Source organism: Allobacillus sp. SKP2-8 (assembly GCF_007559355.1).
Classification (GTDB): Bacteria; Bacillota; Bacilli; order Bacillales; family Alkalibacillaceae; genus Allobacillus; species Allobacillus halotolerans.
On record NZ_VMHF01000008.1, the window covers coordinates 21,468 to 35,573 of the forward strand.

Genomic DNA, 14,106 nt, shown 5'->3' on the forward strand with positions numbered 1-14,106 from the left:
TGTAAAATGATACCAAGAATAATTTCAGGGGGAGTGTTAGATTTGAATCAATTTAAATTTAATCCGCAAGATAGTCAAATGATTGTAAATGGTATTGTTGAAGGGTATCGGGAGTATATTGAACATCGTAAAGACCGTCACGAAATTATGGCAATTAGTTCTGCTTTTGCTTGGACAAAAGGAAACTTCATAGAAAGTAAAATTGCACAAATCAGCCCTCTTCTTAGTCTAAAATACAAGTTCGCAAAGGCAGGATTAACATGGGATTATTTGCAATTTATTCATGAAGATACAAAAAAACTTTTTCTCATTAAAAATGCAGCTTATTTTAACGAAGATAACTTCTCACAAGCTTTATTACCCAATCAACAGAAAAGTAAGGGCCCTCGTAGAACCTACCTACACGAACTATCAAAAATAAACCAACATATTGAATTTACGTCTGATTACCAACCCCAAAGTGGAGATGAAATAACTGAGCAACTATCTTTATTTATACCCGAGAAACAAATAAGAGATGATTTAGAAAAAATCCAAAAAGACTATAATGAATTCCACATCCTAACGTACAACATTGACGACGCATATCAAATCTCTGAAATCATTCATTATATACCTAACCCGACGAATAACATTGCATACAGAATTGAGGACCTATCAAAATATATCTCAGGTGCAGAATTAACAGATGAGGAACGTGAAGTAATTGCACCAGATCAAGACAGTGATATAATTGACCCTGCAGCATATGATATAGGAATCATAGAGGATGAGAACGAAGAAGAAAGTAATTAATCTTTTATTTTAGTAAGGGGGGGAGCTTTATGTTTATTGGTGAAAATTTAGCTAACCTTCGCATCATGCATGGATATTCACGAAAACAGCTCTCTGAAAAGTTGAATGTAACAGAGCAAGCCATCTGGCAATACGAAAATAATTATACGTCTCCTAAAATGCAAATAGTTAATGATTTGAAGTCAACGTTTAACGTAAAAAGCAAATTCTTTTATAAAAATGACGTATTAAATCGATACTGTGAACCAAATAATATTCCAGTTATGAACATTGCATACCGGTCTAAAATAAAAAATGTAATTTCAAAGACACAAGCAGAAGCCAAACACATTGAATATCTGGATAGCTTTGTTAATTATCTTACGGCAAAATTATCTCTTCCTACTCAAAGAATCATTCAACTAAGAGACGAAGTTATTAACTATCTAAATACTACATCCGATGCTCGGGAAGTACAAATAAGCACAGTAGCTGAAATTGCACGAAATAAACTAGGATTTCGAGATGATACAAATGATGACCTGATGTTTTTAGTTGAAAAAAGCGGTATCTTTATATTTGAAAAAGCAATTGGAGAAGAAATTGATGCTTATAGTTTATGGACTAATAGTGACCGACCTTTCATTATTTTAGGTAATATTAAAAGGTCTTCTGTTCGAAGAAACTTCGATATTGCACATGAGCTTGGTCATTTGCTTCTTCATTATAAAGTTGAATTCACCAACCTTGATACAAAAGAACATAAAAATATAGAAAATGAAGCAAATCTTTTTGCGGGTGCTTTTTTATTACCGAAAAAACCTTTCTTATATGATATGGAAACAATTTCTCGCGTTACTAATCCTGATGCTTATTTAGATTTAAAAAAGAAATGGAAAACATCACTTCAAGTTTTAGGTTATAGAGCGGCTAATTTAGGTATACTGGACTCCAAAAATCATCGTAATTTTTATGCTGCCTTACATCGAAAAGATTATCTAAAAAGAGAACCACTCGACGAATCTTTATCGATTCAAAGACCGCACAAAATTAAATCAATTATTGATTTAGTGACTAAAAAGGAATTAATTGATCTACGTGAGATGATGGAGAAAGACTGGATGGTAGAAGTTCAATTTTTTAACCGAATAACCGGTATTGAAGTAGATTTTTTTAATAATTATCTGAAAAAGGATTATGACTTTGAACTGTTACATGTTGAAAATTCATAAAATCTTCTGTAACTAAAAAAAGGTAGAACCCTATTACAATGGGTCTACCTTTTTTCTTGTTATTAAATTCAATTGAATCTTTCGTCAAAGCAGTAAAAAAGCGATTGGCGTTGCGATCAAAATCGTAAGGATTGTTCGTTCAATCCAAATGACAATAAATTTAGGAATACTGACTTCAATATCCGTTGCCAAGATTGTCGGAATCGTAGCAGAGAAGAAAATGATTGCTGAAACGGATAGAATCCCCATGACAAATTTCGTTACTAAGGAGGCATCCACAACCATTAATGCCGGCAAGAACATTTCGGCGATTTCTACAGCTGCCGCTTTGGCTGCCAATAGAGGCTCTGGAAGTTGAACCAATAACGTGAATGGATAGAAAATATAACCGATTATATCAAATACAGGTGTGTAAGTAGATAGAATCAATCCTAAAAGTCCGACAGACAGAATGGTTGGCAATATGGATGCTGCCATAATGACGCCATCTTTGAAATTGATCCAGACGTTTTTCATTAATGGTAAAGAATCATTTGCGACAGACATTCCTTCATCCCAAGCTGCTTTGAGTCGATTTCCCTTAGGTTGAACTTCTGGAGTTCCCTCTTGCCCTTGGTAATAGTCTTCACTGACTTTGTTTAATGGCCAAATCCTAACTGTGATAGCGGTTACAAGAAAGGTGACAAACAACGTGACCCAAAAATAAGTATTCCATATGTGCATGATGTCTAGCGTACTGGCTACGACTACCATGAACGTTGCTGAGACTGTTGAGAATCCAGTTGCGATAATCCACGCTTCTTTCAGTGTGTACTTCCCTTCTTTATACACGCGGTTGGTGATCAACATCCCGATTGAATAACTTCCTACGAATGAAGCCACTGCATCAATTGCTGATCGACCCGGTGTTTTCCAAACAGGTCGCATGATCGGCTGAACCAAGACACCGATGAACTCTAAAAATCCATAACCGACTAACAAAGCCAAAAAGACTGCACCGATTGGGACTAAGACGCCAACTGAAGTAACTAAGTTATTAAAAAGAAATGGACCTAAACCTGGATTGAAGAGCCAAGCTGGTCCGAAATCGAACACGAGCATGAAGGCGAATATGGCTCCAGCTATCTTAAACATCGATAAGCCAATAACGACTTTATTTTTGTTCCACGTTTTATTCGCAAAGGGGTAAATCGCTCCGAAAACGATAACCGCTAGAATATAGTACGGTACGGCAGCTGTGAAATTCTCTCTAATAAATGTCACCATATGATCAAGCATAATACTCGATGAACCATTGATCGTAATGGGAATGAAAAACATAAACGCTCCTATAAAACTGTAACCGATAAACTTAAGTATATTATGCCAATTCGTGTGGTGCTCCTCCTGTGGTTGATGCACTTGCTTTTCTGCTTCCATTTGCATAACCTCCCATAGGTAAAATAAAGCTCTGTTAAAAATCTTTAAGATTTAACAGAGCTGCACAACATAACATCTAGTTTTCTACGACTACTTTTCCTTTTTTAATTACTTGGTCAATATGGTTCATGCCATAGTTGTACGATAGTTTGAGATAGTTCGACACACCGAAAATAGCTACGTCCGCTTGTTTTCCCACCTCCAAACTACCGATTTGTTCTGCTTTACCAATGGCGTGTGCAGCGTTAATCGTTGTTGCGACCAACACTTCTTCTGGAGTCATGCCCATTTTCAAACAGCCTAGGTTCATAATGAATTGCAAAGACAATGTCGGGGATGAACCTGGATTGGCATCTGTCGATAGGGCTACAGCAACGCCTTGGTCGATCATCTTCCTTGCATCGGCATACTCAGCCATCAAGAAAAATGCTGTTCCTGGCAATAGCACACCGATGACATTTTTTTCTGCCATTTGTCGGATTCCTTCATCAGAAGCTTTCAATAGATGGTCAGCTGAAATGGCTCCGACTTCAGCGGCTAATTCTGCTCCACCGTATGGTTCGATTTCATCGGCATGAATTTTCGGAATGAGACCATGTTCTTTTCCAGCTTGTAAAATACGCCGTGATTGCTCAGGTGTAAATACACCTCTTTCACAAAACACATCATTGAATGTAGCTAACCCTTTCTTGGCCACTTCAGGAATCATCTCTTCAATGACACGGTTGACGAATGGTTCTGGGTTTTCCTTTTCATCCATCGGAATGGCATGCGCACCCATGAAGGTAGAAACGATATCCATCTCATGGTCTTCAGCAAGCTTTTTCGCTACTTCCAGTTGTTTCATCTCATGCTCAATGGAAAGTCCGTAGCCACTTTTGGCTTCTACGGTTGTGACTCCATACTCAAAGAATGTATCGAGCCGCTTCTTCGACTCTTCATAAAGTTGATCGAAGCTTGCTTCCCTCGTCGCTCTAGTCGTGGCATGAATCCCGCCACCAGCATTCATAATTTCCATATAGGTTTTGCCTTTGAGGCGCATAGCATATTCATTCTCTCGCGTACCTGCATGAACGAGATGAGTATGAGGATCGATTAACCCTGGTGTTACTAGTTTTCCAGTCGCATCGATTACCTCCGCTTGAGCCACCAGCTCCGCGTGCTCTTTTTCGATATCTGCTAATAAGCCTACAGCTTGAATCGTTCCTTCCTTCATCAAGACACTGCCATTTTCAATCACGGTTAAATCGCTCATTTTTTCTCGCTTGGCAGGTTGTTCGGAATAACCCTTCGTCGTCACTAGCTGTGATGCATTTTTGATAAGTAGTAGTTCTGACATGTGAATTCTCCTTCTCTATGAAATGACTTATTGATCTAGTAATGGGATATGAACACCTTTTTCACGTGCCGTCTTCTCCGCTAATTCGTAGCCTGCATCGACATGACGCGCAACACCCATCCCTGGGTCTGTCGTCAATACGCGTTCCAGTCGTTGTTCCGCTTCTTTCGTTCCATCTGCGACAATGACCATCCCGGCGTGTAACGAGTAGCCCATTCCGACGCCGCCTCCATGGTGTACACTTACCCAGGTCGCACCGCCGACACTATTAATCAGTGCGTTTAAAATTGGCCAATCAGCGACCGCGTCACTACCATCTTTCATACTCTCTGTTTCACGATTTGGCGATGCGACTGAACCGGAATCTAAATGGTCTCTACCAATTACAATCGGAGCTTTCAATTCGCCGCTCGCCACCATGTCATTAATGATTTTTCCGAAACGGGCACGTTCGCCATAACCTAACCAACAAATGCGTGAAGGAAGCCCTTGGAAGCTAATCTTTTCACGCGCCATACGAATCCAATTGCAAAGTGATTCGTTGTGACTAAACTCCTTTAAAATGACTTCATCTGTTTTATAAATATCTTCCGGATCTCCCGATAAAGCCACCCAGCGGAACGGCCCTTTTCCTTCACAAAACTGTGGTCGGATATAGGCGGGAACGAAGCCTGGGAAATCAAAGGCGTTTTCAACACCTTCATCTTTAGCTACCTGACGGATGTTGTTTCCATAGTCAAAGGTAATCGCACCTTTCTTCTGCATATCGAGCATCGCTTCTACGTGTTTTGCGATGCTTTTTCTAGAAAGTTCAGTGTACCTTTCAGGATTTTCATTTCTTAATTGATTGGCTTTGTCTAATGTCAAGTCTGTTGGAACATAACCGTTTTTCGGGTCATGGGCAGACGTTTGGTCTGTCAGAACATCTGGAACAAACCCTCGCTCAATCATTTCAGGTAAAATTTCCGCTGCATTGCCTAGTAAGCCAATGGATAACGCCTCACCACGCTCACGAGCATTTTTTGCCAGTTCAAGCGCATCGGATAAATCTTCGGCTTGTGTATCAAGATATTTTGTTTCGATTCGGCGGTCGATCCGGTGCTGATCAACTTCGACTGCAATACATACCCCTTGGTTCAACGTCACCGCGAGCGGTTGGGCTCCTCCCATACCACCTAATCCAGCAGTAAGCGTGATTGTTCCTTGTAAACTACCATTGAAGTGCTGACGCGCACATTCAGCAAACGTCTCATACGTCCCTTGAACGATTCCTTGACTGCCGATATAGATCCAGCTTCCTGCCGTCATTTGCCCATACATCATTAATCCTTTTTGATCTAACTCATTAAAATGCTCCCAGTTCGCCCAAGCGGGAACCAAATTGGAGTTTGCCAGCAAGACTCTCGGTGCATTTTCATGAGTTTTGAAAACGACGACAGGCTTGCCTGATTGAATGAGCAGTGTTTCATCATTCTCAAGCTGCTTCAGCTCTTTCACAATCGCGTGGTAACTATCCCAATTTCTTGCCGCCTTACCGATTCCTCCATAAACAACAAGCTCATCCGGGTTTTCGGCAACTTCTGGATTCAAGTTATTGTTCAACATGCGCAATGCCGCTTCCTGAAGCCATCCTTTCGTATGTAGCTCTGTCCCTTGAAATTGCTCAACTGCCGTTTTATTCATGGACTCAATCCTCCCGTTACGTTATTTAAAGCGTTTTCATTTTTTCCAAGAATCCATTCCTGCCATCACTTCTGCCACTAAATAAGACGCCAGACGAACCGTTTGCTCATCATGGTCAAGCGTTGGATTAACCTCAGAAATATCAAAGCTCAATAAATTTTTCCTTCTGGAAATATGATGCAATAATTTTTTCACCGTTTTCGGATCCATACCTGTCGGCGAAGGAGCACTGACACCCGGTGCGGATGAAGCAATAATCGAATCGGTACATAGCGTTAAAATGATATGGTCAAATCGATCTGAAAATGTATCAATTACATTAAACGTATCTTCAAAATTGTTATGCTCCAGCTCTTCTTCTAGCACATATTCGCAATCTAATTGATCTGCTATATGAAACAATGCCGGTGTGTTACCGAATCGTTGAATGCCTAAGCACAAATAACCCGCTTTTGGATCTTGCTCCAATATTTGCCGAAACATTGTGCCAGATGAAGGTTCTGGGTCGTTACGTAAATCAAAATGGGCATCGATATTAATGATCCCTACTGATTTGTCCGTTCCAAGATATTTTCTTGCCCCTAAATAATGACCGTATAACGTTTCATGACCTCCACCTAAAATAATTGGTGTCCCATGACTTCCGAGTAACTTGGCCACTTGATTTCCTAAAGAGGATTGCGCTTCTTCCAACGCACGTCCCTGACATACAACATTCCCTACATCTACAAGCAGTGTATTCAAGTGATTCGGGATTTTAGCAAGATGTTTACGAATTGCATCCGGCGCTTTCGAAGCCCCTTGTCGACCTTTATTTCTTCGCACACCTTCATCACTCTCAAAACCGATGAAAGCAAAGTATGGGTCGCTATCTTTCAATTGATCGACGCTCATCCGTTCAACGACTTGGTGTAATCTGAAACTGTCTGGGTTCTCATGACTGTCAATTCTCCCCGTCCAGAGATTCTCCATTGCTCGCATGCTGCGTAATTCTCCTTTCGGATTAATTTCAGAATATATTAACTATTGTAATTAGTGTAATTTATTTATAGTATAATTACTAATACATATTTTCTATATTTCTATTACTTTTAACTATAGGTGGTGAAAAAGTAGAAATGGATACGAGACAATTACGCTATTACGTTGCACTTATTGAAGCTGGTACCTATACAAAAGCTGCCGAACAGCTACATATCTCTCAACCATCACTAAGTGCGACAATCAAAAAACTTGAAGAGAGTGTTGGATTAACGTTGATCAATCGAGGTTCGCGGAGTTTGAATCTGACCCATGAAGGAAGAATATTGTACGAGGAAGCACGTCGATTTCTTCAACATTTTCAGCATGTAACCGATGAAATGAAACGATTGAAGCAACAAGGACCATTGGGAATTTCCATCGGTTTAATCGAATCGACGATCTTTTTCGTGCCTGAAATTCTCAAGCAGTTCAAACAGGAATATGAAGAGGCAAAAGTTAGTTTGATGGAAACATTAAGTTTGTCGGATGTCGAGGAAGCTTTATACAACTTTGATATACATCTCGCCATAACAAACCAGAACATTTTTCAAAATGATATTGAAACATTGCCGATCTATGAGGAAAAGCTCGTAACACTGATCCCATCAGGACACCGGTTGGCTAATAAGCGCAAAGTTCAATTACATGACTTAGAAAATGAAAGCTTCATTGTTTGCAAAGAGGGTTTTCAAACACGACAAGACATTTTGAATGCGTTCAATCGAGCGGGCGTCCAACCAAATATTCAGTTTGAAATTGAACGATTCGAAACAAGCTGTAGCTTAGTTGAGAAAGGATTGGGCATCACTGTCGTTCCTGAAAACTATGTCACCTACTCAAAACATACAAATTTAGTCGTCAAATCGCTTGCGGAAGACAATATTTCAAGGACAGTATACTTAGCTTATGTAAACAATCGGTACATGCCACCGATTGTGAAACGATTTATTGAAATGATTGAGACGTACTTTAAATAACTCTTATTCTTTTCGCTTAAAAGATCTTTGATGACGGATGCCTAACTCTTTTGCTTCTCTACGCAAAGAAGTAATTAAACTGATTGCCATTAATATGATAACGACCGAGAATGGTAAGGCCGCAACAATCATTGCGTTTTGAAGCGCCAGCAACCCGCCAGAATAGATCAATGCCAATGCCGTAAGAGAAAGGAATATACCCCAAATCGCTTTGATTCTACGGGTAGGATTTTGAATGCCATTGGATGTCATCATCCCTAACACGAACGTTCCCGAGTCAGCGGAGGTCACAAAGAAAATGACAATAATGAGTATCGTTAAAATCGATAACACCATTCCAATCGGATACGTTTCCAATACACCAAACAGCGATTCTTCCGGTAACAAGGAAGAAATGCTGATTCCTGCTCTTTCTGTCGTAATTGCAGCGCTACCGAACGTCGTAAACCAGATAAAGCTAAGAATGGTCGGTGCTAACAAGACGAATGTAACGAATTCACGAATCGATCTCCCTCTGGAAACACGAGCAATGAACAATCCAACAAAAGGTGACCATGCAATCCACCATGCCCAATAAAATATCGTCCAATCATTAATCCAACCACGGATATCCTCATTCAATGGTGCAATCCGCAAACTCATTTGAATGATATTTTGAAAATATCCACCTACAGAAGTCACCAATAGATTTAGCGTGAACAACGTCGAGCCGAGAAAAAACAGAGCGAGAAATAGTAGCAATGATAAGCTCATATTAATATTACTGAGATACTTAATCCCTTTACCAATCCCTGTTAAAGCAGAAATCATAAAGAGAATCGTCACGATAATGATAATAATTGTCTGTGACCTTAAATTTTTCGGAATATCGAATAAAAACGATAAGCCACCGTTAATTTGGATGGCACCGAAACCCAAAGAAGTTGCTACACCCATGATTGTTGAAATGACCGCAACAATGTCAATGACCTTGCCAGTCGTCCCATCAGCATGTTTGCCAATAATCGGACGCAGCGTCTTACTAATTAAGCTAATTTCACCTTTTCTGAATCCAAAATAGGCAATTGCTAATGCAACGATTCCATAAATTGACCATGGGTGAATGCCATAATGAAAATACGTGTACCGCATCGCATCTTTAATCCCTTGATCTGTCCCCAATTCCCCCGTAGGTGAGTTAATCGCATAGTGACTCAATGGTTCATAAGCACCGTAAAAAATTAACCCGATACCAATTCCAGCACTAAATAGCATCGCAATCCATGTCGGACGGCTAAATTCAGGCTTTTCGTCAGGTTTCCCAAGCTTAATTTTACCGACCGGGCTTATGAATAAATAAATACACGCTAAAACGATTAATGAAACAGAAACCAAATAGTACCAACCAAACGTATTGATAATGAATCCTTGTGTTTGATTCGTAATGGTTTCCACCAAGTTAGGTGTGACGATTCCAAAAAACACGATAATTGACATGATTGCTAGTGCGGCATAAAAGACAACCGGATCTTTTTTCATATGAATTATAATCTCCTCTATCGATCGAATTGATTTTCAGCAATTGAAGCATCTACCGTTATTTTGGACATGGAGGAGGATAATATGTAATTGATATATATGTTTGACGATGAAAAGGCGCTTACTAGTAAAGCGGCTTAGATTATTCATAAAAAAACCCCAAAAAGTTAAAATAACTTTTTGAGGTATGACAATTTACTGCTTCGGATTTATTTTTGATACAATTAAATATAATACAGCCGTTACGATAATGGTAGGATATACGGCCCCGACTGTTTCCGTAAATAGTGGTAATGGATTAATGACCAAATAGAAAATAACACCAACGAGCCAAACAAAAATAGCTCTTAGGTTTACGCCTTTAAAGTACCAATATTTACCGTCTTTAAGTTCCAATTGATTCACTTCATATTTTCGCTTACGTACGAAGAAATAATCTGTCAGCAAAATACCCAGCAACGCAGCTAGCGCCATCCCGATATAATCAAGAAACATCATCAATGTATCGAGGAAGCTCGCCATGTACAAAGGAATCAACATGGGGAAACCTGCAAGGATCGTCACTGCCCAAACGGAATGCAATGGTTTGATTTTTTTCGTTACATTTGTAATTGAAATTCCCGCGGCCATCAAGTTTACGACGTTCGTTGTGACACAAGCTACGATAATCATGACTAACGCAACCCAGCCGAGACCGAGATTACTTACAAGAGAACTTGGGTCCGAGTTGTCCGGATTAAATTCGCCTGTCGTAATTGCCGCTCCAACCGTGGCAACAACACCACTGTCGATAAGCGCTCCCTAACTGTTGATAAGACGCTTCTCACTGTCGATAGGCGCTCCCTAACTGTTGATACAGCAATCCTGACTGTCGATAAATGTGCGCTGTATTGAACATTGATGAAATAACTACAAGAAGAAGTTTATAATGTTTATTGGGAGCATACGATTTATTAACTTTTATTTATAAAAGAAGGTGATTCAGTGGATGAGCATGCTTTCAAAGAACTGAAGAAAAGAGTTAAGGAACATTTAAATAAAAACCAACCTGTCTTAGACAAAGAAACGTTAATGAACCAATCGATTGAACAGGCGAAAAAGAAATATCGCAAAAAAATGCGTGATTCAGAACGAGATTGATTTGGGTTAAAAAACTTCTTGATGAAAAATAAAACCTTGCCGCTTTTTATGCGTGCAAGGTTTTCTTATTCATCATTTGGATTTTTCTTCCATGAATTTTTCTCGTATTTGATATTTTAATAACTTACCTTGAAGACTACGAGGTAATTCATCTGTAAATTCCACTGAATGAGGTATTTTGAATTTCGCAAGCTTTCCCTTACAAAATTCCAGAATATCTTCAGCATCTGCTTTTTCTTCTTCACGTGGAACTACAATGGCTTTCGCTACCTCTCCCCATTTTTCATGAGGAACACCGATTACTGCAACATCCGCAATATTTGGATGTTCATGCAACACTTCTTCAATTTCGGCTGGATAAACGTTAATCGCACCTGATAGAATCATATCTTGCTTTCGATCAACGATATAATAATAGCCTTCTTCATCTTGGATACCCATGTCACCTAGTCCGAGCCACTCACCTCTAAAAGCTTCTTCTGTGGCTTCAGGTCGTTTATAATATTCATCACATAAAGTTATACCTTTTACATAAAAAGCTCCTGCTTCTCCTTGCTTGACCTCTTCGCCATCATCGTCAAGCAGTTTTACATCCATTCCAAGCATCGGAAGCCCGACAGAACGGTTTTTCTTTCTTTGGTCTTCTGGAAACAAGTTTGCAGCACCACCGAGTTCGGTAGCTCCATAAAATTCATTTAACTCTGATGACGCAAAGAACGATAAGACCTTTTCTTTCGTACTTGTGTGTAGCGGAGCTCCAACAGAAATTAGACTCTTCATTGAGGAAACATCGTAATTACCTCGAACATCTTCTGGTAATGCAAAGATGGCATCAAACATTGGAGGAGCCAAGAATGTAGTCGTTGGTTTTTCTTGTTCGATAGCTTCTAATACTTCCACCGGGTGAAACTTTTCTAAAATATGAACTGGGTTACCAACGAAAAAGTTAGGTAGTGATATAGATAATGCAGCAGCCCCGTATGCAGGTCCTGCTACCAAACCTTTTCCACCTCGACCAATTGAAAACTCGATACTGAAAAGTAGTGCAACCAGATATAAGCTTCGATGCGTACGTACAGCACCTTTTGGACGCCCTGTGGTTCCACCTGTATACATAATGCAAAATATGTCCAATTCGTTTAATGGCTCTGATGGTATAGGTTCATCAGTAGGAAACTGAGAGATCCATTGTTCATATTCAAATGTAGACACCTCAGATTCACCGACACTTATATAGTGATGGGTATGTTCTGCTTGGTCTTGAATTGCATTAACTTCACCAGAAAACCGACTGTCGAATATTAGAGCAACGGATTCTGAATCATCCAGTACATGTTTAATCTCTTGTGATACAAAACGAGAATTAATTGGCACATAAGCGGCACCAATTTTTCCACAAGCAAAAACAACTTCATAAAGTTGATTACAATTCATCAGTTGAAAAGCAACTTTATCACCTTTCTGAATTCCTTCACTTTGTAAAGCGTGTGCTAATTGATTAATTCGCTGATTAAACTGTGCATACGTAAATCTTTTATCCTTAAAGGAGATTGCCTCTTTATCTCCATAACGCTTAGCATTCAATATAATAGGATCACTAAATAACATAGGTTCCATTTATAAACATTCCTTCCTTTGTTTAAGTATTTATATTTTAAAAAGGACTGCGATTGAGCCAAGCCCCGCCATCCATCGTTATACAATCTCCATTGATGTAGTCTGCCTCAGCTGAAAATAAAAACTTCGCTAGACCTGCAATCTCTTCGGGTCTACCTGGTCTGCCAAGAGGTACTCCTTTAAGTACTTGTTTTCGAGCCTCTTCTGATTGTAAAAGCTTAGCAGATCCACCCGTATCTTCAATCGGTCCAGGAGCTATAGCATTTACACATATTCCATACTTCGAACCCCATTCAACAGCTAGCGTTCGTGTCATTGCCAAGACACCTGCTTTAGCACTGGCGGAATGTATGACACCTGCACCTCCTGTCCATGAATAAGTAGTGACTATGTTTAAAATTCGGCCTTTCTTTCCGGTTTTGATCCACTCTTTTCCGACAGCTTGACTGCAATACCAGGTTCCATTTAATACGATGTCCACGACTGAGTTCCAACCGTTGATCGATAAATCTTCTGCCGCGCACATAAAATTTCCTGCTGCGTTATTCACTAGAAAGTCTATTTCACCGAATCTTTTTTTCGTCTCTTCGATGGTATATTGCACCTTATCTGGATCGCGAACATCCATCTCCACACAAAGAACTTGTCCTTCAACTTGTTCAATCTCTTCTTGAGCGGCCTGTAATCGCTCCATCGAACGCCCGGTGATGACGACTTTTGCACCTTCTTGCGCAAATTTTTTCGCCATGCCTTTTCCCATGCCGCTACTACCACCCGTTACAATGACTACTTTGTTTTTCACTGAATCTCCTCCACCTTGATATACTTTTCAATATGAAACCGCATTCATTTTTCTGCTATCAAATGTACAATTCACTTCTATAACGACTATTTCAATAAAACATACCTGCTTTTGTTCCTTTTTTTAGACCTAGACCAATATCAAATAACATTTGCTTAAATTCTTGAACTTTTTCTTCATCATACTGTGACAGTAACTCCGAATCTAATTCATCCATTTTGTGACTTAGTGGTTCTTCTAGAAGACGACCTTTTTCTGTTAAAAACACAAAACGATTGCGACGATCACTAGAATCGAGTCTACGCTCAATAAAACCACCTTGTTCCAATCGATCAATAATTCCAGTTACAGTTGCGCTGTCCATTTGTAGGCGCTCTCCTAATTCCGAACCAAGTTGACCATCCTTTTTCCAAAGGAAATAAAGTACTCCAAACTGGACGGATGTTATTCCGTATGAGGACAACTTTTCTTTACTGAGCTGCTTTACTTGTTGCAGTGCCTTTCCGAGAATAAAATGTAAGCAATCGAATTTCTCTATTACCACCACCAACCTTTTTAATTTTCTGAATGTTTTATTTTTTA

At 39.5% G+C, this 14,106-nt stretch carries 13 protein-coding genes; 4 read left to right on the plus strand and 9 right to left on the minus strand.

The window, feature by feature from the left end:
* The first annotated feature begins 42 nt into the window (after positions 1-42).
* Both FPQ10_RS07975 and FPQ10_RS07980 read left to right on the plus strand, forming a co-directional pair.
* Positions 43-795 (plus strand): spr1630 family ClpXP-sensitive toxin, encoded by a 753-nt coding sequence (locus FPQ10_RS07975; RefSeq protein WP_144162784.1) that lies wholly within the window; start codon positions 43-45, stop codon positions 793-795.
* Between the two features lie 29 nt (positions 796-824).
* Positions 825-2,006, plus strand: a complete 1,182-nt coding sequence (locus FPQ10_RS07980; RefSeq protein WP_144162786.1) for a spr1629 family repressor/antitoxin — start codon at positions 825-827, stop codon at positions 2,004-2,006.
* Between the two features lie 84 nt (positions 2,007-2,090).
* Here the strand turns inward: FPQ10_RS07980 and FPQ10_RS07985 are convergent, their stop codons facing one another.
* The 4 genes from FPQ10_RS07985 to hutG form a co-directional block, all read right to left on the minus strand.
* Positions 2,091-3,431 (minus strand): YjiH family protein, encoded by a 1,341-nt coding sequence (locus tag FPQ10_RS07985; protein WP_144162788.1) that lies wholly within the window; start codon positions 3,429-3,431, stop codon positions 2,091-2,093.
* 70 nt (positions 3,432-3,501) lie between these two features.
* Positions 3,502-4,764: an imidazolonepropionase gene (gene hutI, locus FPQ10_RS07990; RefSeq protein WP_144162790.1), complete on the minus strand. Its 1,263-nt coding sequence runs from the start codon at positions 4,762-4,764 to the stop codon at positions 3,502-3,504.
* Between the two features lie 27 nt (positions 4,765-4,791).
* Positions 4,792-6,447 (minus strand): urocanate hydratase, encoded by a 1,656-nt coding sequence (gene hutU, locus FPQ10_RS07995; RefSeq protein ID WP_186278610.1) that lies wholly within the window; start codon positions 6,445-6,447, stop codon positions 4,792-4,794.
* 36 nt (positions 6,448-6,483) lie between these two features.
* Positions 6,484-7,428 carry a formimidoylglutamase gene (gene hutG / locus FPQ10_RS08000; protein ID WP_255439803.1) on the minus strand — a complete coding sequence of 315 codons (945 nt, stop codon included), beginning with the start codon at positions 7,426-7,428 and terminating at the stop codon, positions 6,484-6,486.
* A 137-nt stretch (positions 7,429-7,565) separates the two neighbouring features.
* On the opposite strand from hutG, the gene FPQ10_RS08005 reads away from it, so the two are divergent.
* Positions 7,566-8,447 (plus strand): LysR family transcriptional regulator, encoded by an 882-nt coding sequence (locus FPQ10_RS08005; RefSeq protein WP_144162794.1) that lies wholly within the window; start codon positions 7,566-7,568, stop codon positions 8,445-8,447.
* A gap of 3 nt (positions 8,448-8,450) precedes the next feature.
* Here FPQ10_RS08005 and FPQ10_RS08010 read toward each other — a convergent pair whose 3' ends face one another.
* Both FPQ10_RS08010 and FPQ10_RS08015 read right to left on the minus strand, forming a co-directional pair.
* Positions 8,451-9,965: a BCCT family transporter gene (locus FPQ10_RS08010; protein ID WP_144162796.1), complete on the minus strand. Its 1,515-nt coding sequence runs from the start codon at positions 9,963-9,965 to the stop codon at positions 8,451-8,453.
* Between the two features lie 195 nt (positions 9,966-10,160).
* A complete protein-coding gene (locus tag FPQ10_RS08015; RefSeq protein WP_144162798.1) occupies positions 10,161-10,757 on the minus strand; it encodes a cytosine permease in 597 nt (198 codons plus the stop codon).
* Between the two features lie 192 nt (positions 10,758-10,949).
* Here FPQ10_RS08015 and FPQ10_RS13080 point away from each other — a divergent pair, with 192 nt between their 5' ends.
* Positions 10,950-11,105, plus strand: coding sequence for a hypothetical protein (locus FPQ10_RS13080; RefSeq protein WP_186278611.1), 156 nt, complete (start codon positions 10,950-10,952; stop codon positions 11,103-11,105).
* Between the two features lie 72 nt (positions 11,106-11,177).
* Here FPQ10_RS13080 and FPQ10_RS08020 read toward each other — a convergent pair whose 3' ends face one another.
* The 3 genes from FPQ10_RS08020 to FPQ10_RS08030 form a co-directional block, all read right to left on the minus strand.
* Positions 11,178-12,722: a class I adenylate-forming enzyme family protein gene (locus FPQ10_RS08020; RefSeq protein WP_144162800.1), complete on the minus strand. Its 1,545-nt coding sequence runs from the start codon at positions 12,720-12,722 to the stop codon at positions 11,178-11,180.
* Between the two features lie 37 nt (positions 12,723-12,759).
* Positions 12,760-13,524 carry a 2,4-dienoyl-CoA reductase gene (fadH, locus tag FPQ10_RS08025; protein WP_144088390.1) on the minus strand — a complete coding sequence of 255 codons (765 nt, stop codon included), beginning with the start codon at positions 13,522-13,524 and terminating at the stop codon, positions 12,760-12,762.
* 91 nt (positions 13,525-13,615) lie between these two features.
* The gene (locus tag FPQ10_RS08030) at positions 13,616-14,071 is read right to left on the minus strand and encodes a MarR family winged helix-turn-helix transcriptional regulator (RefSeq protein ID WP_336511039.1); all 456 of its coding nucleotides are present in this window, start codon (positions 14,069-14,071) and stop codon (positions 13,616-13,618) included.
* Positions 14,072-14,106 lie beyond the last annotated feature (35 nt).